This window comes from Nocardiopsis algeriensis (assembly GCF_014203695.1).
Taxonomy (GTDB): domain Bacteria; phylum Actinomycetota; class Actinomycetes; order Streptosporangiales; family Streptosporangiaceae; genus Nocardiopsis; species Nocardiopsis algeriensis.
The window spans coordinates 164,062-187,000 of the sequence record NZ_JACHJO010000011.1 but is presented as its reverse complement, the minus strand read 5'-3'; the positions used below and the strand labels follow the sequence as shown (position 1 = coordinate 187,000).

Sequence of the window (22,939 nt, the reverse complement as noted above, 5' to 3'; positions counted from 1 at the left end):
GAGTCCCGGGCCGAGGGGCGGCGGTGTTTCACGTGAAACACCGCCGCCCCTTTCTGTGTGCCCGGGGCGGAACCCTCGCCGGGCCGCGGGGGGCGTGCGCACGCGATGTTTCACGTGAAACGCGGCCGTCGGCTCTCGCCGGTGTTTCACGTGAAACACCGGGGGATCGGGGAGGGCGCCTGTTTCACGTGAAACATCGACAGGCCGTGCGCGTAGGATCGGGGAGGGCCTTTCCTGTCCCGCGCGGCGTTCATCCGGCCGGTGCGGGCATCCCTTCGCCGGCCGGTGCGGTGGAACGCTCCTTCGGAGGAGTGAAGGACCGCACCGCGGGCCCGCCGGTGAGCTGAGCTTGGAAGTGAAGATGGACGAGTTCCGACAGGTGGTGACCCATGACCTCGGGGACTGAGGAAGCCGGAGCTGTCCCGCCCGCACCCTCGGCAGCCGCGGAGGAGGTCTTCGGCGAGTTCCTGCCGAAGGCCCGGCGCTACGCCGAACTGCTCGCCGACGACGGTGTGCGACGTGGCTTGATCGGGCCGCGTGAGGTGCCCCGTCTGTGGGAGCGGCACCTCATCAACTGCGCGGTCGTCGAGGAGCTCCTGCCCGAGGGGGCGGAGGTGGTCGACATCGGTTCGGGGGCGGGCCTCCCGGGCCTGGTGCTCGGCCTGATGCGTCCGGACATCCGGATGGTCCTGCTGGAGCCGCTGCTCCGACGGACCGTCTTCCTCGACGAGGCGGTCGCCCTCCTGGACCTGCCCAATGTGGAGGTGCGTCGGGGGAGGGCCGAGGAGGTCCACGGGGAGCTGTTCACCGACTTCGTGACCGCGCGGGCCGTGGCACCGCTGCCCCGCCTGGCCGGCTGGGCGCTGCCGCTCCTGCGCAAGGGCGGCAGTCTTCTGGCGCTCAAGGGTGAGCAGGCGGAGGCCGAACTCGCCGCCGCGGAGAAAGACGTTTCGAAACTGCGTCCTGGCGTCAGCGATGTGATCCGGGTCGGGCGGGGTAAAGTCGAACCCGCTACCACGGTCGTTCGCGTCACGGTGACATCCGACGGTGGTCCGCCCCCGTCCGCTGGTTCCCAGAAGAAGACCGGGGGCGGCAAGAAGAAGCGCGGACGGAAGAGGTGAACTCATTCGTGTCCCAGAACCCAGCCGACAACTTCGATGTTTCACGTGAAACATCCGCGGGTGCCTACGGAGACCTCCTCGATGTTTCACGTGAAACATCGACATCCGGCTCCTACAGCGGCGCCCCCGACACACCGCTCGCCCGCGCTGCCCGCGCCGCGATGTCCTCCCGTGGACAGGAGGAGGTCTGGCCCCGGCCGGAGTCGTGCCGGGTGATCAGCGTCGCCAACCAGAAGGGCGGCGTCGGCAAGACCACGACGACGGTCAACATCGCCGCAGCCCTGGCGATGCACGGCCAGCGTGTCCTCGTCGTCGACCTGGACCCTCAGGGCAACGCCTCCACGGCGCTCAGCATGGAGCGCGACAACCGGACCCGCTCCATCTACCACTGCTTGGTCGAGGACGAGGAGATCCGCAAGCTCGCCCAGCCGGTGCCGGACATCCCCAACCTGTGGTGTGCCCCGGCGACCATCGACCTGGCGGGGGCGGAGATCGAGTTGGTCTCGCTCGTGGCGCGCGAGGCCCGTCTCAAGCGCGCCTTCGCCGCCTACGACACCTCCGACCTCGACTACATCCTCATCGACTGCCCGCCGTCGCTCGGCCTGCTCACGGTCAACGCGATGGTGGCGTGCGACGAGGTCATGATCCCGATCCAGTGCGAGTACTACGCGCTGGAGGGCCTGGGGCAGCTGCTGCGCAACGTCGAGCTCGTCCAGTCCCACCTCAACCCGGGGCTGGCGGTCAGCACCATCCTGCTGACGATGTACGACGGTCGCACCCGCCTCTCCCAGCAGGTGGCCGACGAGGTGCGCTCCCACTTCGGAGACACGGTGCTGAAGACGCTGATCCCGCGGAGCGTCCGCGTCTCCGAGGCGCCCAGCTACGGCCAGTCGGTGATGACCTACGACCCGGGATCCAGCGGCGCCCTCGCCTATCTGGAGGCGGCTCGGGAGATCGCCCACCGGGCGAAGCGGCACTGAGGGCGCGCCGCGATCGCGGCCTCCCGGCAGGTGCCGCCGGACGAAGTTCTGAGAAGTGTGGAAGGGAATTGCCGGTGAGTCAGCCACGGCGCGGACTGGGCAAGGGACTGGGCGCGCTCATACCTCAGGGGCCTCCGGCCCCGGTGGCCCCTGGCAGCGCGGTCGGGTCGGCCGCGAACGGGACAGCGGATGTGGGCGTGCGGGACGAGCCTCCGGGCCCGCTGCCCCTGCCGGACGGGACGTACCTGGAGGAGGTCGCGCTCACCGACATCCGCCCCAACCCCCGCCAGCCGCGTGTCCACTTCGACGAGCAGGCCCTGGAGGAGCTTCGGGACTCGATCGTCGAGGTCGGTGTCCTGCAGCCCGTGGTGGTGCGCAAGCTGCCGCCCGGGCAGGAGGTCGGCTACGAGCTGATCATGGGAGAGCGCCGCTTCCGGGCGAGCCAGTTGGCCGACCTGGAGCGTATCCCCGCCATCGTCCGCGGTACCGAGGACGACCAGCTGCTGCGTGAGGCGCTGCTGGAGAATCTGCACCGCCAGCAGCTCAACCCCCTGGAGGAGGCCGCCGCCTATCAGCAGATGCTGGACGACTTCGGGACCACCCACGCCGAACTGGCCCAGCAGGTCGGCAAGTCCCGTGAGTACGTCGGCAACATGCTGCGCCTGCTCCAGCTCCCCGCCTCGATCCAGCCGAGGGTGGCGTCCGGTGTGCTGAGCGCCGGGCACGCGCGGGCCCTGCTGCGGGTCAAGGACGACCCGGAGCTCATGGAGCGCCTCGCCACACGCGTGAACACGGAGGGGCTGTCGGTCCGCTCCCTGGAGGAGATCGTGGCCCTCCACGCGAAGGGCCACGAGATCGAGGAGGCCGAGCGCAAGCGCCGTACCTCCCTCAAGGCGGTCAACCCTCCGCATGTCGAGGACTGGGCCTCACGTCTGGCGGACCGGCTGGACACCACCGTCAAGGTGGACATCGGCAAGCGCAAGGGCAAGATCGTGGTGGAGTTCGCCTCGGTCGAGGACCTGGAGCGGATCATCGAGCAGATGGGCGGGCACTCCGCCTGACGGTGCGCCGACGGCGGCGTTTCACGTGAAACACCGCAGCGGAGAAGACGAGAGGCCCCCGGACTCCGGGGGCCTCTCACATGTACCTGTGTGCCTGGTTACAGGAACTCGGCCAGTTCCTTCTCCAGGACGCGCTTGGGCTTGGCGCCGATCAGCTGCTTGACGACCTCACCGCCCTTGTAGACGTTCATGGTCGGCAGCGACATGACGTTGTAGGAGCGGGGGGTCTCCGGGTTCTGGTCGGTGTTGAGCTTGACGATCTGGATCTTGTCGCCGTACTCCTCCGCCATCTTGTCCAGGATGGGGGCCATCTGCTTGCAGGGACCGCACCAGTCGGCCCAGAAGTCCACCAGGACGGGCTTGTCACTGGTGAGGACCTCGTCCTTGAAAGTCGCGTCGGTCACGGTCTTGACAGCAGACATTCTTCTCCTTGGTTCGAAGCAAGCGGGATGCGGGATCGGGGCCGCTGTACGGCGGCCCCGGAATTTCAGTTGCCGATGTCGGCGAGGTAGCGCTCGGCGTCCAGGGCGGCGGCGCATCCGGTACCGGCCGCGGTGATCGCCTGGCGGTACTGGTGGTCCACCACGTCGCCGGCGGCGAAGACGCCCGCGACGCTGGTCCGGGTCGAGGGGTGGTCGACCTTCAGGTAGCCCTCGTCGTCCAGCTCCAGCTGGTCGCGGAACAGGTCGACCCGGGGGTCGTGGCCGATCGCGACGAACACACCGGTGACGTCCAGGGTGCTGGACTCCTGGGTCTGGTTGTTCACGACCTTCAGGCCGCTCACGCGCTCCTCGCCCAGGACCTTGACGACCTCGGTGTTCCACAGGAACGAGATCTTCTCGTTGGCGAAGGCGCGCTCGGCCATGATGCGGCTGGCGCGCAGCTCGTCGCGGCGGTGGATCACCGTCACGGACCTGGCGAAGCGGGTGAGGAAGAGGGCCTCCTCCATGGCGGTGTCGCCGCCGCCGACCACCGCGATGTCCTGGTCGCGGAAGAAGAAGCCGTCGCAGGTGGCGCACCAGGACGTGCCGCGCCCGGACAGTTCCTTCTCACCGGGCACACCCAACTCGCGGTAGCCGGAGCCGGTGGCGACGATGACGGTGTGCGCGCGGAAGGTCTCGCCGCCCGCGGTCACCTCCTTGACCGGTGCGGACAGGTTCACGGAGGTGACGTCCTCGGGAACCAGCTCGGCGCCGAAACGCTCGGCCTGCTTGCGCATGTTGTCCATGAGGTCGGGGCCCATGATGCCGTCGGGGAAGCCGGGGAAGTTCTCCACCTCTGTCGTGTTCATGAGGGCACCGCCCGCGGTGATGGAACCCTCGAACACCAGGGGGCGAAGCTCGGCCCGGGCGGCGTAGACCGCGGCGGTATATCCCGCCGGTCCCGAACCGATGATGATGACATTGCGGACGTCACTCACGCTCGTTGGCCCTTCACGATTGCTGCCCGGGCCACGAGATGTGGCCAGCGGGGGAGTCGGTTAACCACAACCGATGGTAGGTGCCGCGCATTCCCTGCCCCGCAGCCCGTCGCCTACGCCGAGGCCCTGCCGCTGCTGCGGACCCGAGGTCCTCGGCCGTGCGGCGGCGGGCCGGTGCGAGACGGCCGGAGTGGCGGGCGGGCGTCGGTGGGGGAGCGCGGGTGCTGAGGATCTCCTGGCGGCCGTGCAGCCCGAGATGATCCGGGAAGCAGGGCCGGGGCCCTGTTTCGTGGATGCTCTCGCCGTATCGGCGGAGCCGATTCCCCGGCGAACGGCCGGCCAGGTGTTCCCTTGCGAGGCGGGGAGCGCAGCTCAGTCCGGGAGGCTTCGCAAGCTCTCCGACGCGGCAAGGGGGCGCCTGGCGGTCGTGCAGCCCGAGATGATCCAAAAAAGAGGGTCTAGGGAGCCTCGACGGTCTCGAAGGCGAGGACGTCGGTGTTGGCGTCGCCCGTGCAGTCCGTCCCGACCACGTACACGTCCACCTTCTCGCCCTCGGGGGCGAAGAGGACCCATGCCGGGGCACCCTCGTAGCCGGCGTCGTCGACCAGGGTGAAACGGGTGCCGAGTTGCTCGCCGAGGGCGGCGGCGCAGCCCTCGGGGGAGTACCGGGTGTTCTCCTGGATGCCGGGCCCCTGCTCGAACGCTGTGCCGGCGGCCAGCACCTCGGCGGCCTGGTCGGCCAGCCCGGCCTCGGTGTAGGCGGTACCGCTGCCGACGACCACCGGTCTGTAGGACTGGGCCGTGTCCGGCTCGCTGTGCTCGGGACTGCTCTCCATCAGCGGCGCGGCGGCACCGGTCTCGGCTCCCCGGTCGGCCAGGACGCCGTTGTACAACATGGCTCCGCCACCGCCCACGACGACCGCCGCCGCGGCGACCAGCAGCAGGCCGGGCATGTGGAACCCGCGCCGCCGGGCACGGGAGATCGGGACCACGGTCGCACCGCCCGGCCTTTCGGCGGGCGGCGGTCCGGCAGGAGCGCGCCCCTCCTCGGTGCGCTGCGCCGAGCGCTCGCGCACGGCGGTCGCCACCCGCTGGTCGAGGAGGTCGGCGACGTCCTGGGGCAGCGACGGCAGCGGCACGTCGGCCAGGGCGCGGCTCACCTCGGAGAGCTCGTCCAGGGCGGTGGCGCAGGCCGTGCAGGTCTGCAGGTGGTCGGCCACGGTGCGTTCCTCAGCGGGCTCCAACAGCTCCTCGGCGAAGAACGCGAGTGCCTCCACATCAGGGTGGGACGTCACGATGGGTTGGCACCTCCTCTCCCACTTGTGACGTCTGGGGGATGATGAGGGTTCCTCAGATGAGCCAGAGACGGCAGAAGTTTGGCGCGACCTCGAGCACACCTGCTCTTGACCGTGCCGGTCGCCACGTCCAGGATCCGCGCGGCCTCCTCCACCCGGTAGCCGAGCATGTCCACGAGGGTCAGAGCCATGCGCTGGTCCAGGGGCAGGGTGTCGAGGGCGGCGTGCACGTCCAGGCGTGCCTCGGTCTGCGAGGCGTGGTCGGGCGCCCCGCCGGAGCGGCCCAGACGCTCGTTGGACAGCACGTCGAGGGTGTCGTCCTCGGTCGGTGTCGCGGGCCGCACCTTGCGTCGGCGCAGGCGGTCGTGGCAGGCGTTGACCACGATGCGGTGCAGCCAGGTCGTGACCTGGGACTCCCCGCGGAAGCGGTCGGCGGCGCGGAACGCGGACAGGAAGGCGTCCTGAAGGGCGTCCGAGGCCTCCTCGCGATCGCCCGTCATGCGCATCGCGACAGCCCAGAGGCGCTCACGGTGACGTTTCACCAGGACCGCGAAGGCCTGTTCGTCACCCTGAGCATGCCTCTCGAGGAGCTCCTTGTCAGGAAGCTCGTGGACCGCTTCCATCAGCGCCGATCACATACCTCACAACTAGGAACCGCGTACCTCGATCTCGTTGACCAGACCCCGGTAGTCCCCGTCACTCTGCTGTGGCAGTTCAGTGAACCAGATCAGGAGGTAGCGTCCGCTGGCGGGCTCCTCCAACTCGATCGTCTGCGAGCCGCCGGAGGCCTGCTGGACGACCTCGAAGTCGTTCTCGGACGCTCCCTCGACGTCACCGACCCGGATGTCGAACTCGTAGCCCTCGCCGCCCATGTCCAGGACGATCTCCCCGATCTCATAGCTCTCACCGAGGTCGAGCCGCAGGCCCACCCCCGGTTTGATGATGCTGAGCGGGTCGCGGTACCCCTGGGTCTTCCAGGCGGACGACGGATCGCCGTCGTAGGAGCGGGGGGCGGTGTCGCTGTGCTCGTCGGTGTTGCCGTGCGGGTTCAGTCCGGCGGACGCCTGGATCGCCACGGTCTCCAGTTCGACGGGTTCCTCGGAGGGCTGGGCGGTCTCCGTGCCGGTCGGGTCCTCCTCGTCTCCGGCACCGCTGATCATGCTGCCGACGGTCCAGGCACCGATGATCACGGCCGCGAACAGGACGACCGCCATCGCGCCGACGGCGATCTGCCGCGGCGACACACGGCCGCCGGTGGCGCGCCGCTCCGTCCGGGAGGGCTCGGCGCGCTGGTCCCGGGCCTGGGAGGAACGTGCACTGCGTCGGGGGCCGGTGCTCCCGAACTCACCGGTGCGCCGGGAGGTGCCGGGCTCGGGCGGCGGCACCGTCTCGGTGGGCGCCACCGGCAGGGGGATGATCCTGGGGACCTCCGCCATGGCGGCGCAGAACTCGGCGGGTGAGGTGATGGCCGGTCCGGGGACCATCTGGCCGACGAGGTGGGGCAGGGCGGACCGGATGGTGATGGTGGACAGGGGTTCGTTGACACCCTGGCGGATCTGCCCCGGCGGGTAGGCGCCGGCGGGGCCCTGGGGAGCCGCCGGAAGGCCGTTCGCGGGGCCGCCGGGCCACAGGCCGGTGAGGGCCGCGTAGAGCAGGTTGCCCAGCCCCTGGGCGTCGCTCGCGGCCGGGTCGGCGCTGCTGACACCCTGGAGGGCGGCGTCCACGCCGATACCGGTCACCTTGACCGCTCCGCCGTTGCTCCACATGAGCTTGCTCGGGGTCAGGCACAGGTGGTGGAGCCCGCTCGCGTGCGCGGCTGCGATCGCCTCGGCGGCCTCGGCGACCAGGCCGGCCGCGCGCTCGGGCTCGAGGGGGCCCTGCCGGAGCAGGTCGGCCAGGGAGGAGCCGACGACCCACTCCTCGACCACGTAGGGGATGGAAGAGGTGTCGTCGGCGTCGAAGACCTGGGTGACGCGTGCGTCGGTGACGCGGCTGGTGGCTCGTGCCGCGCGTACGACCTCGGAGGTGCGGGGGAAGCCCTCGGCGAAGGTCCACACCGCCACGGGCCGGGCGAGGGTCTCGTCGGTGGCCTTCCAGCGGGTCGCCCCGCCGGTTTCGCTCACCACCTGGTCAAGGCGGTACCGGTTGGCCAGCTTCGCCCCGGGCTCGATCAAGAAGGTGCTCATGATGGGAGTGACGGGCGCCAGTGCCGGTGTCCTCCGCGCGCGGCGATGTGCCGGACCGCCGTGGTCCGGGACTTCTCGGGGTGCGCATGAGGAAATCGGCCCTGCTTGCTGTCCCCAGCCTCCCTTCGGGCAGCTCGGTTGAACAATGCTGTGACGGTAAAGCTTTGCCTGTCCATGCTAGGACGCCTGAACAGCAACTTTGGAGGACACGGAAGAGAGATCCGTCTTTCGGGACGTAGAGGTGTCCGGTTACCCAACGTCATCCATTCCTGGTAATCAGCGACGTCGTAGGCGGCTCTTGATCAATTCGACGAAAGATGTGACTTCGGACACATTCAACAGCTTGGCGCTGACAAGGAACAGCACAGCACCTCCGACGCCTCCTGCCGCCATCGACGCGAGCCCCGGCCACATACTTCCGGGCAGGTTGTCGAAGAGGTGGATCATCGCCACCCCGAAGACGGCGGAGGGCACGGTGGCCAGGTGGAGCTTGAACAGCGTGAGTGCGGTGCGGCGACCGTCCAGGCCGTTGAGCCTGCGCCGGAGCAGGAACCACATGATGACCGAGCCCACGATGTAGTACAGACCGTAGGGCACCGGGAGCCAGACCACCACGTGCTGGGGTTCCACGACGAAGAGGAGACCGATCGCGGTGACCGCGTGGGCGATCTCGGAGGGGATCGACACCAGGGCCGGGGTCCGGGTGTCACCGAGAGCGTAGAACACGCGCATCTGGAGTTGGAACAGCGTGAACGGGATGAGCATCAGGCAGAACACCATGAGGATACGCCCGATCGCCGCGGCGTCCTCCTCACCGGTGCTGCCCTGCGCGTAGATGAGCACGCAGAACGGGATCGCGAAGACGATCATCGCCACCGAGATCGGCGCGATCAGCGCCGAGGAGAGGCGGAAGCCCCGGGAGAAGTCGCTGCGCACCTGGTCCTTGCGGCCCGCCGCGACGTGCTCGCTCATCCGCGGCAGAAGGGCGGTGATCACCGACACCGCGATCACGGCGTACGGGAGCTGGAAGAGCATCGACGCGAACTTGTACGCCGCGATGCCGGACCCCGACTCGAAGCCCAGTTCGGCGGCACGGGCGCCCGCCCGGCTCGCCACGTTGGTGGAGACGAGCGCGCCGAACTGCGCGACGACGATGTACAGCATCATCCACGACGCGGCACCGGCCGCCTCGCCCAGGCCCGACCCCCGCAGGTCCAGACGCGGGCGCCAGCGGAATCCCGCCGCGGCCAGCGCCCACAGCAGTACCGCGGCCTGGACGACCTGTCCCGCGGCCGTGCCCAGGCCGAGCAGCATCACCTGGACGTCGGTCACCGACTCGGGGGTGCTCCCCGGCCCGGCGATCGCCAGGAACCAGGCTCCGACACCGATGATCACGAGGTTGTTCAGCACCGGTGCCCACATGGGCGCGCCGAACTTCCCCCGTGCGTTCAGCATGGCACCGGCCACACCGCTCGCACCGATGAAGAAGATCTGGGTGACCAGGTAGCGGGCCAGGACCACCGAGACGTCGAACTGGGCCCCGGAGAACCCGCCCGCGTAGATCCGGATGAACCACTCCGCCAGGAGGAGGGAGGCCAGGGTGATGACCAGGAGCGCCGTCAGCATCAGCGTGAACAGGCGCTGCTCGGTCCGGTCCCCGCCGTCGGCGTCCAGCTTGCGCCTCTTGACCAGGAACGGCACGAAGACGCTCGCCAGCAGACCGCCGATGAGCAGGTCGTAGACCATGTACGGGACCATGCCCGCCACCTGGTAGGCATCGCCCAGCATCTGCGTGCCGATCGCCGCCGCCAGGACGATGGTCCGCACGAACCCGGTGACGCGGGAGAAGATGGTGCCCAGCGCCATCACCGCGCTGTTCCTGGCGAGGTTGCCGGGAGCGGTGTGCGCGCTGCCGCCGATCTCGTCGCCGTCCTCCAGACCGGCCCGGTCGGCGGTGCCCGCGTCACCGATGTCACTGGGGTCCCGGAGCGTGCGCAGGCCCGTTTCGGGCTCGCCCTCGGGCTCCTGGCGCTCGTAGAGGTCCAGGACGTCGTCGGGCATCACCATCTGGGGACGCCGCGCCTTCTCACCGGGCCCGGACCCGGAGGCGGAGTCCTGTTCTCTGGGGGGATCGATGGACACCGTCGGATCCGTCCTTCTCTTGTACGGGGCCTGGGCCCGGTGGAGGGTGGGTCTCGGAACTCGTGTCTAACGACGCAGGCGTCCCCGGATCAGTTCCGTGGCGGCGCCGAGTTCGGGTACCCGCAGCAGGCGCGCGGCTCCGAGGAAGAGGAGTGCACCGACGAGGCCGCCCGCCACGGGCGCCCCGATGTAGGACACCAGACCCGGGCCGACGTAGGCGTCGAAGAGCAGGTTCACACCGATGCCCGCCGCGACGCTCGGGACGACGGCCAGGTACAGGCGCAGCAGGGTACCGAGGATGTTCCTGCCGTCGAGGCCGCCGAGGCGCCGGCTGAGCACCAGGCCGGCGATGGTCAGACCGACGAGGAACGAGAACATGAACCCCGCGGCGATGCCCACGACCACCCGCTCGGGCGGGAGCAGCATGTAGGAGGTGAAGGCCAGCGCGCTGTGCACGGCCAGGTTCGCGATGCCGATGAGCGCCGGGGTACGGGTGTCGCCCATGGCGAAGAACACGCGCAGCATGAGCTGGAAGATCGTGAACGGCACCAGGCCGAGCGACATCACGGCGAGGATCTGGCCGATGTTGGCGGCGTCGGCCACGGAGATCGAACCGCGGGCGAAGGCCAGGACGGCGACGTGCTCGGCGAACAGCGCGATCGCGAAGGACAGCGGCACCAGCACGAACGCGGAGATCCGCAGGGTACGCGAGAAGTCGAAGCGCACCGCCTCCCAGTTGCGGTCGTCCGCGTGTGCGCTCATCCGGGGCAGCAGCACGGTGATCAGTGAGACCGCGATGATCGCGTACGGGAGCTGGAACAGCTGGTAGGAGAGGTTGTAGGCGCTGATGCCGGCACCGACCTCGCGGCCCTCGGCGATGGCCGACACGTTGGCGGCGTTGGCGATGTTGGTGGTGATCCACAGGCCCGCCTGGGTGAGCAGGGTGTAGAGCATCATCCAGCCGGCGGTCCCGACGGCCTGGCCCAGGCCCGAACCGCGCAGGTCCAGACGGGGGCGCCAGCGGTAGCCGGTGCGGTACAGCGCGGCGAACAGCACCAGGGCCTGCAGGGCCATGCCGCCCGCCGTGCCCGCTCCCAGGAGGGTCAGCTGGCCCTCGGTGACGGTGCTCGGGGTCTGGTTCGCGCCCGCGACCCACAGGAACATCCCGAACACGGTCATGATGACCAGGTTGTTGAGCACCGGTGCCCACACGGCCGCGCCGAAGTAGCCGCGGGTGTTGAGCATGGCGCTCAGCAGGCCGCTCAGGCCGACGAAGAAGATCTGGGTCATCAGGTAGCGGGCCAGGTAGACGGAGACCTCGAACTGGTCCGCCGTGAACTGGGACCCGTACAGCCAGATGAGGAACTCGGCGCCCGCCACCGCGATCGCGGTGATGACGAACAGCCCCAGCGCCGTGGCGGTGAACAGCCGGTCCTCGGTGGCCTTGCCCCCGTCCGCGTCGCGCTTGCGGCGCTTGACCAGGAAGGGGACGACGACGCTGGCCATCAGGCCGCCGATGAGCAGGTCGTTGAGGATGAAGGGGATGGTGTGCGCCGTGTTGTAGGCGTCGCCGAGCAGATGGGTACCGATGGCGGCACCCAGCACGATGGTGCGGACGAAGCCGGTGAGGCGTGATGCCATGGTGCCCACGGCCATGATCGCGCTGGAGCGCATCATGCCGCCACCGCCACCGCCACCGCCGCCGCCGTCGGGGTCGCCGGAGCCCGTCCCGTCCGCGGAGGTCCCGCGCACCTCCTCGGCGGGCGGGGCCTCGGGGAGCTGACCCTCCTCGTAGGAGGGCACCGGACCGCCGGTGGGACGCAGGGGGGCCTCACCCGGCAGGGGGCCTTCTGGCTGGGCGGGGCGGCGGTGCCTTCCGCCCGTGTACGGGGATTCGTTGACCACCTGGGATCAGGCTTCCTTTCGTCCGACTGGGGATGGGCCGGCGGAGCCGGGGTCCGGCATCCGGCCGGACGGGCCGGATGCGCCGCGGCCTGCCGCGCGCGCCGGCGTGGAGATGTTCGGATGTGTCGACACGGCACCCCGTCGGTAGGGGATCATGCCGGCCGGCCCGCGCGGAAGAGAGGGGTCACTTTCCCGTGCCCTTCGGTTCGGGCTCCGCGGTGGTCGCGGGGACGTCTCCGTCGTCTTCGGCGGTGTCCTCCGCCGCTCCTGCCGTTTCCGCCGCCTCGGTGTTCCCTGCGGCTTCCGACGCACCGGCGTCCTCCGCCGGTCCGGTGTCCTCCGCGGCCTCGGACGGTCCGGCCGCCTCGGCCTCCAGGATCGCCTCGCCCCTCTTGCGGCGGACCCACTTGCGCAGTGCGCGCGGGGCCAGCGCGGCAATCAGGATCAGTGCGCCGACGCCGCTGATGAGAAGTGCCTGGGTGCCCAGACCCGTGGCGTTCACGGGGATCTGGACGGTCTGGGCGTTGATCGGTTCGCCGTCGGCGTTGTGGAGGCTGGCGTGCACCACCGTGCGGCCGTTGATGCGGGCCGACAGGGGGACGTACACCGTGGTCTTGGCACCGGGCTCGATCTCGAAGGTGACGTTGTAGTCGCCGATGCTCAGCCGGCCCGAGTTCTCGGAGAACACCGACAGGTGGACGAAGACGGCCTCGTCCTCGAGGTCGTTGGCGACCAGGATCCCGGTGGTCCCCTCCCGGCTGACCAGGGTGATCTCGTCGGCGGGGATGACGCGCACGTCCGAGAGGCGGGCCTCCACCTCGTCCGAGACGAGGGAGCGAGCGGCGCCCGCAAGCACCTCCTCCTCCCGCCAGTACGCCGTCTCCAGCCGCAGCAGTGCCCGTCGGAACGGGTCGTCGTCGTCCACCAGGATGCTGTTGAACAGGCGCACGTCGCGGCCGACGTCCTCGACCAGGGCGAGATAGGTGGAGCTGAGCTCCTCACCGCGGGCGCCGTCGGGGTAGGTGAGCCGCCGGCGGGTGTTCTCGCGGTCCTCCTCCGCGGGCAGCTCGACGTCGTCGAGGGAGGTCGCGGACAGCCACGGAAGCTCCTCGGACGACTCCAGCACACCCGAGGCGAATTCGGGGCTCGGATCCCATCCGGAGTCGGGAAGGGCGACGACGACCCGGTCGTCCCCCGCGTTCTCCCCGGCGATCATCGCGGTTTCGGCGGCGAAGCGCTGGAGCGCCAGCTCGGTCTGCCCCGCTCCCCGGGTCGGTGCGGAGAGGACACCGCTGATGCCTGCGTCGGCGACCAGGGCGAGGGCCTCGGACTCCCCGTCGGCGGAAGGCAGCGGCGCCTGGGCGGTCGGGGTCGTGGACAGCCACGACACGGCGGGCAGGGACCCCTCGGAGAGGAGGAAGCGGGTGGCGCCGCTCTCGGAGAGCAGACCGTGGACATTCTGGTCCATCAACCCGCCGGGCGGCAGGGCGTAGGACTCGTCGGCCTCCAGCTCCAGGGCGCGCAGCACGGCCTCACGGCCGATGCGGACGGCGGCCTCGGCATCGCCGCCCATGTCGTTGCGCAGCAGTGCCGCCAGGTCGGCGTTGGCGTAGGGGGCGGCCACGACGGTGTCGCCGGCCAGGACCCGGCGTGCCTCACGCAGCCACACCTGGGCCGCGACGGAGGCCTCCCGCTCCTCACGGGAGGGCTCGGACTCGGCAGGGACCGCGAGGGCGTCGTCGACCACCTCGTACTCCTCCGACGCCATGCGCAGGATGTCGTCGAGGGTGCCGGGGTCCACGGCCCAGGTGACGGGCACCCCCTCGCCGCCGGAGGCCTCGGAGTCCTTCTTCTCGGCCTCGTCGGAGGGTTCCCCGGTCTCCTCGCCCTCCTCGTCCCCACCGTCCTCCGAGGGCGCCTCGGAGGGCCCGTCCGAGGGCAGAGGAGAAGCGCTCTCCTCCGCGGCGGCCGATTCCTCCTCGCCGGTCGCCTCCGGGTCCTCGTCCAGGCCGAGGAGCTCGACCAGGTCCTCCTCGCCGGGCTCGAAGGACACCTCGGCCCCCGCACCTGCGGCCAGGAGGCGGGCCAGGCGGCCCTCCTCCGAGACGGCGTCCTCCAGACCGCCGCCGAGGAAGGTGCCGTCGTCCGCCCGCTGGGGGGATTCCATCAGCGGCCACACCCACGCGATGTCGACGGAGGGAACGTCCTTGCCGTTCCCCGTGTAGGGGAGAAAGGTGTACTGGGCCCCCACCACGGCGCCGTCGGCGTCGACCGCCTCGACCACCAGCGGGTACACGCCGTAGGACTCGAGTCCGAGATCCTCCGCCGGGACACTCAGTGTGTAGGACTGCCTGGTGCCGGGCGGGAGTTCGGCGGTGATCCTGTCGTCGGGCCCCGAGGCGCTGGGCTGCCAGCCGTCGCCGGAGGCGAACTCGTCCAGCTCGTCCCGGCTGGTGAAGGGGTGCCGCGAGTAGCGCATCCGGACCGTGACGTCGGAGATGCTCTCCGAGGTGGTGTTGGTCACCTCTCCGGACACCTTCAGGGTGCTGTCCTCGTCGATCGCCTCCGGGGTGATCTGTTCGACGACGAGAGGTTCGGCCTGCCCCTCGTCGGGCTCGGCGGACGCGGGCGGGGCCGGGAACGGCAGCAGCGCGGCGGCCACGGCCATGGCCGCCGGTACGGAGGCAATTCGACGCAACGCTTGACCGGTTTCCTGATTCGGGTCCGTATGGACGTCCCGCCGCGGATGCGGTGCCGAGGGGCGGGAGCGGTCGGCAGTGCCCGCACGGCGTACACGGCGTTCGCGGGCCGGGAGGACACGGGGCAATCGCAGCGTCCTACCACTACTGCACCCGAAGATACCGCCTTCCCCGGCCCCGGAGTCGGGGAAGACCTCCGTGTGGCGTGCGGAAGGGGATGTTTCTCCAGGGAACGGGCGCCTGAGGCGGGGCCCGCCGACGAGCTGTCACCGTACGGCCGCTTCGGAGCCGCCGTCCCGCACGATTCGCCGATTGCACTTCGCGGCCCCTAACCTGCGTGTGTGCCGAACACAGAGTTTTCGAGTGGAAGTGACGACTCCCCGGTGGAGGAGCCGACGCCTGAGCAGCGGGCGTCGATCAGCGCGCTGGTCGATTCCGTGCGCACCGTCTCCGAGGGGCTGGGTGGAATCTTCGCCGCGGAGGGCCAGGAGCTCGCCCTCGTGGGGGGACCCGTACGCGACGCCCTGCTCGGAAGACCGGCCCACGACGTGGACCTGACGACCGACGCGGTGCCCCAGCGCATCCTCGAACTCGTCGAGGGGTGGGCCGACTCCGTGTGGACGGTGGGCATCGACTTCGGCACCGTCGGCCTGCGCAAGAAGAACCTCCAGCTCGAGGTCACCACCTACCGCAGCGAGTCCTACTCGCCCAAGTCCCGCAAGCCCGAGGTGGCCTACGGCACCGACATCGAGGACGACCTCGTGCGGCGGGACTTCACCGTCAACGCCATGGCGGTGCGCCTGCCCGAAGGTGAGTTCGTCGACCCCTTCGGCGGTCTGGCCGATCTGCGGGCCGGCGTGCTGCGCACCCCCGGCCGGCCCGAGGACTCCTTCAGCGACGACCCCCTGCGCATCATGCGGGCGGTCCGCTTCGCCGCGCAGCTGGGCTTCTCCCTCGCCCCGGAGGTCGCCGAGGCGGCTCGGGACATGGCGGAGCGGCTGTCCATCGTCTCCGCCGAGCGCATCCGCGACGAACTGGTCAAGCTCCTGCTCAGCCCCGACCCGCGCCGCGGCATCGAGCTGATGGTCGAGCTGGGCATCGCCCCGTACGTGCTGCCCGAGATCCCCAAGCTGCGCCTGGAGATCGACGAGCATCACCGGCACAAGGACGTCTACGAGCACTCGCTCACGGTGCTGGACCAGGCCATCGGACTGGAGAGGTCACGCGGCCACGAGCCCGATCTGGTGCTGCGCCTGGCGGCCCTGCTGCACGACATCGGCAAGCCCAGGACCCGTGCCTTCGAGGGCGCCGGCCGGGTCACCTTCCACCACCACGAGGTCGTGGGCGCCTCGATGAGCCGCAAGAGGCTCACCGCGCTGCGCTTCCCCAAGGACGTGGTGTCCGACGTCAGCAGCCTGGTCGCCCTGCACCTGCGGTTCCACGGCTACGGCCGGGGGGAGTGGACCGACTCCGCGGTCCGCCGCTACGCGCGCGACGCCGGTCCCCTGCTGGAGCGGCTGCACATCCTCACGCGAGCCGACTGCACCACGCGCAACAAGCGCAAGGCGGCCGCGCTGTCCCGCTCCTACGACGACATCGAGCGGCGCATCGCCGAGCTCGCCGAACAGGAGGAGCTGGACCGCATCCGGCCCGACCTCGACGGCAACGAGATCCAGGAGATCCTGGACATCGGGCCGGGGCCCGACGTCGGCAAGGCCTACCGCCACCTGCTGGAGCTGCGCCTGGAGAACGGTCCCATGGGCAAGGAGGCCGCGACCGAGGCGCTCCGCGCCTGGGCCGCCGAACACCTCGCGGGCTGACCGCCTAGACGGGGATCCCCGGAGCGGGGAGGGCGGTGCGCCGCTCGCGCACCGCCCACGCCGCTCCCAGCAGCAGGTAGGCGGCGACCATGCCCGCCACCACGGGGACACTGACCCCGGACGGTGGGACGAGGAGGGCCACCAGGGCCGCCCCGAGGACGAACGTCGCGTTGAAGAGCACGTCGTACACGGAGAACACCCGCCCCCGGAAGGCGTCGTCGACATGGCGCTGGACCAGCGTGTCCACGGTGACCTTCACGCCCTGGGAGACGAAGCCGAGCACGAACGCCGCCGCGGGGAACAGCGCCGGGGAGAACGGCAGCGCGAACCCCGCCAGGGCCGCCGCGGCCACCAGGAGCTGGAGGCGGATCCAGGCGCCGGGGGACATCCGCGCCGTCGCCCATGGAGTGGCCACCGCACCGAGGAAGAACCCGGCGGCCAGCAGCCCCGCCGACACGGAGAACCCCGCCAGCCCGGCCACACCTCCGCCGGTGAACGTGTTGTTGTACAGCAGCAGTGTCAGGAGCGAGGAGATCCCGAAGAGGACCCGGTGCGCGCCGATCGTGGCCAGGCCGTCCCGGGCCGGGGGACGCGACCAGATGTGCCGGACGCCCGAGACCATGCCCCGGACGACGTCGCCGACCGCTGCCCGTACCTCCTCGGGCTCCTCCTCCAGGTGCGGACCCAGTTCCCGGCGGCCCAGCGAGAGCGAGACCAGGCCTGCCGCGGCGAAGCCCAGCGCGGCGGCCGTCAGAATCCCCGCGGTGCCCAGGGGGCCCGTGCCGACCAGCAGACCGATCGCCAGGCCCGCCCCCGTGCCCAGCGAGGAGGCCACCGTGCCGCAGGTCGGCGTGACCGCGTTGGCCATCATCAGCTGCTGCCGCGGCACCACGTAGGGCAGCCCTGCCGACAGTCCGGACAGGAAGAACCGGTTGACGCTCAGCGCCACCAGGGCGACCGCGAAGAACGCGGGGCCCTCGCCGTCGTACACCAGCGCGGCGCAGGCCAGGGTGAGCCCGGCCTTGGCCAGGGAGGAGAGGAGGAGGACCTGGCGGCGCGGCCACCGGTCGATCAGGACCCCGGCGAACGGCGCCACCACCGAGAACGGCAGGAGCAGCACGGCGAAGGCCATCGCGACGGCGCCGGCGCTCGTGTGCTGCTCGGGGTTGAAGAAGACGAATCCGGCCAGGCCCGCCTGGTAGACCCCGTCGGAGAACTGGGAGGCCAGCCGGGTGCCGAAGAGGCGGCGGAACCGGGGTCCCCGGAGGACCGTCCGCAGATCGCCGAAGAAGGACATTCCACCAGGGTAGAGGGGGGCGCCCGGGGCCGGAGCGGCCCCGGGCGGGAGACCTCGGGGGAGGGCCCGCCGGTGCGGGCCGGGCGGTGCCTACTCTCCCGCGATGAAGCGCTCGACCGCCTCGTGCGCCTCGGCGTCGCTGTACTGCTCGGGCGGCGACTTCATGAAGTAGGAGGAGGGGGCCAGGATCGGACCGCCGATGCCGCGGTCCTTGGCGATCTTGGCGGCGCGCACCGCGTCGATGATGATGCCGGCGGAGTTGGGGGAGTCCCAGACCTCCAGCTTGTACTCCAGGTTCAGCGGCACGTCGCCGAACGCGCGGCCCTCCAGGCGGATGTAGGCCCACTTGCGGTCGTCGAGCCACGGCACGTGGTCCGAGGGGCCGATGTGGACGGCGCCGGCATTGAGCTCGTGGGGGATCTGCGAGGTGACCGACTGGGTCTTGGAGATCTTCTTGGACTCCAGGCGCTCGCGCTCGAGCATGTTCTTGAAGTCCATGTTGCCGCCGAAGTTCAGCTGGTACGTGCGGTCCACGATCACGCCGCGGTCCTCGAACAGCTTCGACAGCACGCGGTGGGTGATGGTCGCGCCCACCTGGGACTTGATGTCGTCACCGATGATCGGGACGCCCGCGTCGGCGAACTTCTGCGCCCACTCGGGGTCGGAGGCGATGAACACGGGGAGGGCGTTGACGAAGGCCACCCCGGCGTCGATCGCGCACTGGGCGTAGAACTTGTCGGCCTCCTCCGAGCCCACGGGGAGGTAGGAGACGAGGACGTCGGCCTTGGTCTGCTTGAGGACGGCGACCACGTCCACCGCGTCCTCGGGAGACTCCTGGATGATCTCCTGGTAGTACTTGCCGAGACCGTCGTAGGTGGGGCCGCGCATGACGGTGACGCCCGTGGGCGGTACGTCGCAGATCTTGATGGTGTTGTTCTCGCTCGCCGTGATGGCGTCGGCGAGGTCGTGCCCGACCTTCTTGGCGTCCACGTCGAAGGCCGCGACGAACTCGACGTCGCGCACGTGGTACTGGCCGAACTGGACATGCATCAGGCCCGGTACCCGGGACTCGGGGTCTGCGTCCTTGTAGTAGTGCACTCCCTGCACGAGAGACGCAGCGCAGTTGCCGACACCCACGACGGCTACACGTACCGAACCCATTGGTTCTTGCTCCTTCTTCTTCGCGAACGTGGATTCCACGGCGCACGGCGGCGGTCCCGTACCGGGGCCGGTGCGGGGAGTGCCGTTCTGCTTTCGTTTTCCGTATGTGATCAGCAGCTTGCCGGGCGTTTCTGTTCCCACCCGGAGCGGTCGGCCGCATGTCGGGACAGCGAGTGGAACGTGCATGTATGGCTGGTTTGTTCGGGTATGACTCTATCCCTGGGCGTCGTGGGATCGACGTCCGCTCCTGAGTCCCCGGGGACGCCGGTTGCCTGTGCTTCCATGCGCTGCCCAAGAGTACGTGCGCCGATGAGCGCGGAATGTCACACACCACGTCGGCCGACCCGCCGGTGAGCTGGTGCTGTACGTCCGTCGGTGGACACATCAGTACATGTCCGAGCTCTGAGGGGCAGGCGTGGCGGGCGGTTCTTGACAGAGGATGGCAAAGTGTCCTATCACACGCGATACGCTCACGCGTGGGTTGTGCTATACCGTCCGATCGCTTTAACGTGACCTGTGATTTGCGTGCGTAGCCGGTAGAGCTCCCGGATGATGCCCCGCCGCGGCGTTCGCGCCGACAGGGCGGTGACGGGGCCCTTGTTCCCCAGGCCAACGATCAGGAGGAAGAAGCGGCCAACGTCTTCGCGGTCTGTCTGAAAACCTCTGCCCGCGGCTGAGCGTCCTTCTCCGGGAGTCCTGAACGACAGGCACGACGGTGGAGGCGGCCGTACCGCCCGCCCGCTCCGAGGGCCGGGCGAAGAGGACAGATCGCGGATCACCGATCCCCCCGGGGGAGCCACCCCCGTCTCCACCAAGGAATCGTCAGGCCGACCGGCCGTGAAAGGCAATCGAGGACCACGTGAGTACCGAAAGACGACGGAATGCCGACGGCGGCCGTCGCCGGGCCGAGGGCCCGGTCGACGGTCCGCGCGGCAACGGCGGAAGGCGCCGGGCCGACGGCCCGCCCCGGGACGAACGTGCCGGAGGGCGCCGACGTCCGGAAGCGGACAGCGGATTCTGGGGTGACGAGGGCCAGGAGCGCCCGCGCCGTCCCCGGCCCCCGGCGAGCGAGGCGCGCTCCGGGGGCGGCGGCCGCCGCCGTGCGGAGGACGACCGCCCGCGCCGCCCGGAGGGCCGGCGCAGGCCCCCCGAGGAGGAGCCCCGGCGCCGTCCGGAAGGTCAGCGCAGGCGTCCCGAGGAGGGCGGTGCCCCCCGCCGGCGCCCCGAGGGCGGTGAACGCCCCGGAGGCCGCCGCCGACCCGACGGCCCGCGCGACCCCCGCGACCGGGAGCACGCCTCACGCTCCGAGGCCCGGCGCGGCGGCCGGGGGACGCGTGCGGCGGCCGGGGGACGCGGCGGAGGCGGCGGCGGTCGCCGCCGCTCCCGCGAGGAGGAGCCCGACGACCGTCCGTGGTGGAAGCGGTTCCTCGCCAAGGCCTGGAAGCCCGCCCTGGCCGTGTTCGGCCTCATGATCATCGGCGGCGTGGCCGCCTTCGCGGTCCTGTACGCACAGGCTCCAGACGCGGACGAGCTCGACGCCAAGGCCGAGAGCACCATGTCGGCCAGCCAGATCCTCTGGGAGAACGGCGAGACCGCGATCACCACGGGCGAGGTCCAGCGCATCGAGGTCCAGCGCGAGGACATTCCCGAGCACGTCGTCGACGGCGTCCTGGCCGCGGAGCAGCGCACCTTCTACGACGACCCCGGCATCAACCTCATGGGTATCGCCCGCGCGGTCGTCACCGGCGGTGAGGCGGGCGGCGGTTCCACCATCACCCAACAGATGGCGCGCAACTACTACAGCGACCTCGACGGGCAGAACCCCTACGTCCGCAAGGTCCGCGAGATCTTCATCTCCATCAAGCTCGGCCAGCAGGAGGACCACGACAAGATCCTCACCGACTACCTCAACACGATCTACTTCGGCCGCGGCGCCCTGGGGATCGAGATGGCCGCCCAGGCGTACTTCGACAAGAGCGTCGGCGACCTGACCCCCGAGGAGGGGGCCTTCCTCGGGGTCATCATCCAGATGCCCGCCAACTTCGAGGGCGAGATGGGCCCCTGGACCGAGACCTACCTCAACAAGGAGCGCTGGCCCTACATCCAGAACCAGCTCGCGCTCATGCACGAGGAGACCGGTGGGGAGCGGGGCATGCCCAGGTCCGAGGCCGAGGCCCTGGAGATTCCCGAGCGGGTCCCCTACGGCAGCACCGAGGACGGTGAGGAAGAGGCGTTCGACCCCAAGTTCGGGTACGTGCGCACCGCGGTCATCGAGGAGGTCGAGCGGCGCTACGACATCACCGCCTCCGAGATCGCCACGGAGGGCTACGTCGTCAAGACCTCCCTCGACCCCGCTCTGATGGACGCGGCGCGTGCGGCCTTCGACGTCCTGCCGGGCACCCCGGAAGACACGATGATGGGCCTGACCGCCATCGACCCCAAGACCGGGCGGATCATCGCCTTCCACGGCGGTGACGACGTGGCGATCGACCTCAACAACTCGCTGACGCACCGGACCCAGGCGGGTTCGTCCTACAAGCCGTACGTGCTCGCGGCGGCCCTCCAGGCCAACATCAGCCTGGAGAGCATCTTCGACGGTGACTCCCCCCAGGAGTTCCCCGGCCTGCAGAGTCCGGTCCAGAACGCGGGCAACGCGAGTTACGGCCCGGTCAACCTGATCGACTCCACCGCGGACTCGGTCAACACCCCGTTCGTGCAGCTGGCCTCGGACCTCACCCCGGCGGTCGTCGACGACATGGCGGTGAACCTCGGCGTGGCCCAGGAGCAGACGACCACCTCCGCGCAGGGTCCGCTGGTCGCTCTCGGCACCCACCAGGTCAGCTCCCTGGACCAGGCCACCGCCTACGCGACCTTCGCCTCCGGCGGCGTCCGCTACCCGGCGCACATGGTCGTCGAGGTGCAGACCGCCGAAGGCGATGTCGTGGAGCCCAACGACGCCGACCAGCTGGCCGGCGGCGAGCAGGTCATCAGCTCCGACATCGCCGCGGACGTCACCTACGCCCTGACCCAGGTGGTCGAGGCCGGCGGTGGCAGCAGCGCCGCCCTGCCCGACGGCCGCCCCGTCGCCGGCAAGACCGGTACCTCCAGCGGCGCGGTCTCCGCGTGGTTCGTGGGATACACCCCGCAGCTGTCGGTCGCGGTCGGCCTGAGCCGGGCGTCGGCCGAGGACTCCTTGCAGTTCGAGGGACAGTCCGAGAACGAGATCTTCGGTGGTACGACCTCGGCCAAGGTGTGGCGCGAGTTCATGGTCCAGGCGACCGAGGGCCAGCCCATCGAGCAGTTCCCGCCGCGGGCCTCGGTCGGTATGGACCAGAACTTCGCGCCCACGCCGAGCCCGTCCGCCGAACCCTCCGAGGAGCCCTCCGAGGAACCGTCCGAGGAGCCCTCCGCCGAGGTGCCGGAGGAGATCGAGTGCAACCCGTGGACGGGGGAGGGCTGCGTGCCGGAGGACTCGGAGTCACCCGACTGCGGTCCCTTCGGCCTGGGCTGCGAGGACAGCCCGGAGGAGCCGACCGCCCCGGTGGACTGCGAGCAGTGGCCGTACGACCCGTCCTGTGTCGGGAACGGCGGCGGTGAGGGCGGCGCCGGCGGTGGCGGCGCCGGCGGCGGTGGCGGTTTCGGTACGCAGGACAACAGCCGGGCCGCGGTTCTCGGCAGCCGCGACGACTGACCGCCGACACGGCCGAGGGGCCGGTGCGCCCGGGGTTCCGCCCCGGGGGTGCCGGCCCCTTCCGCGTGCGGCCTTCCGTCCACAGGTTTCCGCCGCCGCCTGTTCCGGTCCCGGGCTGCTGGTAATCTTGGCTCCCGTATGGCTCAGAGCCCGTGGGAGAC

General features: G+C 70.3%; 15 protein-coding genes. 5 read left to right on the top strand and 10 right to left on the bottom strand.

The features are described from left to right. Window positions 1-389: 389 nt before the first annotated feature. The 3 genes from rsmG (at window position 390) to FHS13_RS18290 (ending at window position 3,162) form a co-directional block, all read left to right on the top strand. Window positions 390-1,121: a 16S rRNA (guanine(527)-N(7))-methyltransferase RsmG gene (gene rsmG / locus FHS13_RS18300; RefSeq protein WP_184293154.1), complete on the top strand. Its 732-nt coding sequence runs from the start codon at window positions 390-392 to the stop codon at window positions 1,119-1,121. A gap of 161 nt (window positions 1,122-1,282) precedes the next feature. Beyond that, window positions 1,283-2,101 carry a ParA family protein gene (locus tag FHS13_RS18295; RefSeq protein WP_184293153.1) on the top strand — a complete coding sequence of 273 codons (819 nt, stop codon included), beginning with the start codon at window positions 1,283-1,285 and terminating at the stop codon, window positions 2,099-2,101. 74 nt (window positions 2,102-2,175) lie between these two features. Further along, window positions 2,176-3,162 (top strand): ParB/RepB/Spo0J family partition protein, encoded by a 987-nt coding sequence (locus FHS13_RS18290; protein WP_184293152.1) that lies wholly within the window; start codon window positions 2,176-2,178, stop codon window positions 3,160-3,162. A gap of 98 nt (window positions 3,163-3,260) precedes the next feature. Here FHS13_RS18290 and trxA read toward each other — a convergent pair whose 3' ends face one another. The 8 genes from trxA to FHS13_RS18250 all read right to left on the bottom strand — a co-directional run bounded on the left by trxA (window position 3,261) and on the right by FHS13_RS18250 (window position 14,778). After that, window positions 3,261-3,584: a thioredoxin gene (gene trxA / locus FHS13_RS18285; protein WP_184293151.1), complete on the bottom strand. Its 324-nt coding sequence runs from the start codon at window positions 3,582-3,584 to the stop codon at window positions 3,261-3,263. Between the two features lie 65 nt (window positions 3,585-3,649). Continuing rightward, window positions 3,650-4,582: a thioredoxin-disulfide reductase gene (trxB, locus tag FHS13_RS18280; RefSeq protein WP_184293150.1), complete on the bottom strand. Its 933-nt coding sequence runs from the start codon at window positions 4,580-4,582 to the stop codon at window positions 3,650-3,652. Between the two features lie 458 nt (window positions 4,583-5,040). Further along, window positions 5,041-5,877, bottom strand: a complete 837-nt coding sequence (locus tag FHS13_RS18275) for a hypothetical protein (protein WP_184293149.1) — start codon at window positions 5,875-5,877, stop codon at window positions 5,041-5,043. Next, window positions 5,874-6,500, bottom strand: coding sequence for an RNA polymerase sigma factor SigM (gene sigM / locus FHS13_RS18270; RefSeq protein WP_184293148.1), 627 nt, complete (start codon window positions 6,498-6,500; stop codon window positions 5,874-5,876). Before sigM ends, FHS13_RS18275 begins: the two co-directional genes overlap by 4 nt. A gap of 24 nt (window positions 6,501-6,524) precedes the next feature. Next, window positions 6,525-8,063, bottom strand: a complete 1,539-nt coding sequence (locus FHS13_RS18265; RefSeq protein ID WP_184293147.1) for a protein kinase family protein — start codon at window positions 8,061-8,063, stop codon at window positions 6,525-6,527. 276 nt (window positions 8,064-8,339) lie between these two features. Then, a complete protein-coding gene (gene murJ / locus FHS13_RS18260; RefSeq protein ID WP_184293207.1) occupies window positions 8,340-10,130 on the bottom strand; it encodes a murein biosynthesis integral membrane protein MurJ in 1,791 nt (596 codons plus the stop codon). A 141-nt stretch (window positions 10,131-10,271) separates the two neighbouring features. After that, window positions 10,272-12,110 carry a murein biosynthesis integral membrane protein MurJ gene (gene murJ, locus FHS13_RS18255; protein WP_184293146.1) on the bottom strand — a complete coding sequence of 613 codons (1,839 nt, stop codon included), beginning with the start codon at window positions 12,108-12,110 and terminating at the stop codon, window positions 10,272-10,274. Between the two features lie 184 nt (window positions 12,111-12,294). Then, window positions 12,295-14,778 carry a DUF6049 family protein gene (locus tag FHS13_RS18250; RefSeq protein WP_184293206.1) on the bottom strand — a complete coding sequence of 828 codons (2,484 nt, stop codon included), beginning with the start codon at window positions 14,776-14,778 and terminating at the stop codon, window positions 12,295-12,297. A 372-nt stretch (window positions 14,779-15,150) separates the two neighbouring features. Between FHS13_RS18250 and FHS13_RS18245 the strand changes: the two genes are divergently transcribed. Continuing rightward, window positions 15,151-16,629, top strand: a complete 1,479-nt coding sequence (locus FHS13_RS18245; protein ID WP_420221597.1) for a CCA tRNA nucleotidyltransferase — start codon at window positions 15,151-15,153, stop codon at window positions 16,627-16,629. Window positions 16,630-16,633: 4 nt separating this feature from the next. On the opposite strand, the gene FHS13_RS18240 is transcribed toward FHS13_RS18245, so the two are convergent. Beyond that, window positions 16,634-17,926, bottom strand: coding sequence for an MFS transporter (locus FHS13_RS18240; RefSeq protein WP_184293145.1), 1,293 nt, complete (start codon window positions 17,924-17,926; stop codon window positions 16,634-16,636). Between the two features lie 90 nt (window positions 17,927-18,016). Continuing rightward, a complete protein-coding gene (locus FHS13_RS18235) occupies window positions 18,017-19,087 on the bottom strand; it encodes an inositol-3-phosphate synthase (RefSeq protein WP_184293144.1) in 1,071 nt (356 codons plus the stop codon). Window positions 19,088-19,946: 859 nt separating this feature from the next. On the opposite strand from FHS13_RS18235, the gene FHS13_RS18230 reads away from it, so the two are divergent. Beyond that, on the top strand, window positions 19,947-22,778 hold the full coding sequence (locus FHS13_RS18230; RefSeq protein WP_184293143.1) for a transglycosylase domain-containing protein: 2,832 nt from the start codon (window positions 19,947-19,949) through the stop codon (window positions 22,776-22,778). Window positions 22,779-22,939 lie beyond the last annotated feature (161 nt).

Bases quoted from the DNA above. Each gene is read 5' to 3' on its own strand.
- FHS13_RS18265 (WP_184293147.1), bottom strand. From the start codon at position 8,063: ATGAGCACCTTCTTGATCGAGCCCGGGGCGAAGCTGGCCAACCGGTAC.
- FHS13_RS18250 (WP_184293206.1), bottom strand. From the start codon at position 14,778: ATGGCCGTGGCCGCCGCGCTGCTGCCGTTCCCGGCCCCGCCCGCGTCC.
- FHS13_RS18235 (WP_184293144.1), bottom strand. From the start codon at position 19,087: ATGGGTTCGGTACGTGTAGCCGTCGTGGGTGTCGGCAACTGCGCTGCG.
- murJ (WP_184293207.1), bottom strand. From the start codon at position 10,130: ATGGTGATGCCCGACGACGTCCTGGACCTCTACGAGCGCCAGGAGCCC.
- rsmG (WP_184293154.1), top strand. From the start codon at position 390: ATGACCTCGGGGACTGAGGAAGCCGGAGCTGTCCCGCCCGCACCCTCG.
- trxA (WP_184293151.1), bottom strand. From the start codon at position 3,584: ATGTCTGCTGTCAAGACCGTGACCGACGCGACTTTCAAGGACGAGGTC.
- sigM (WP_184293148.1), bottom strand. From the start codon at position 6,500: ATGGAAGCGGTCCACGAGCTTCCTGACAAGGAGCTCCTCGAGAGGCAT.
- FHS13_RS18295 (WP_184293153.1), top strand. From the start codon at position 1,283: ATGTCCTCCCGTGGACAGGAGGAGGTCTGGCCCCGGCCGGAGTCGTGC.
- FHS13_RS18240 (WP_184293145.1), bottom strand. From the start codon at position 17,926: ATGTCCTTCTTCGGCGATCTGCGGACGGTCCTCCGGGGACCCCGGTTC.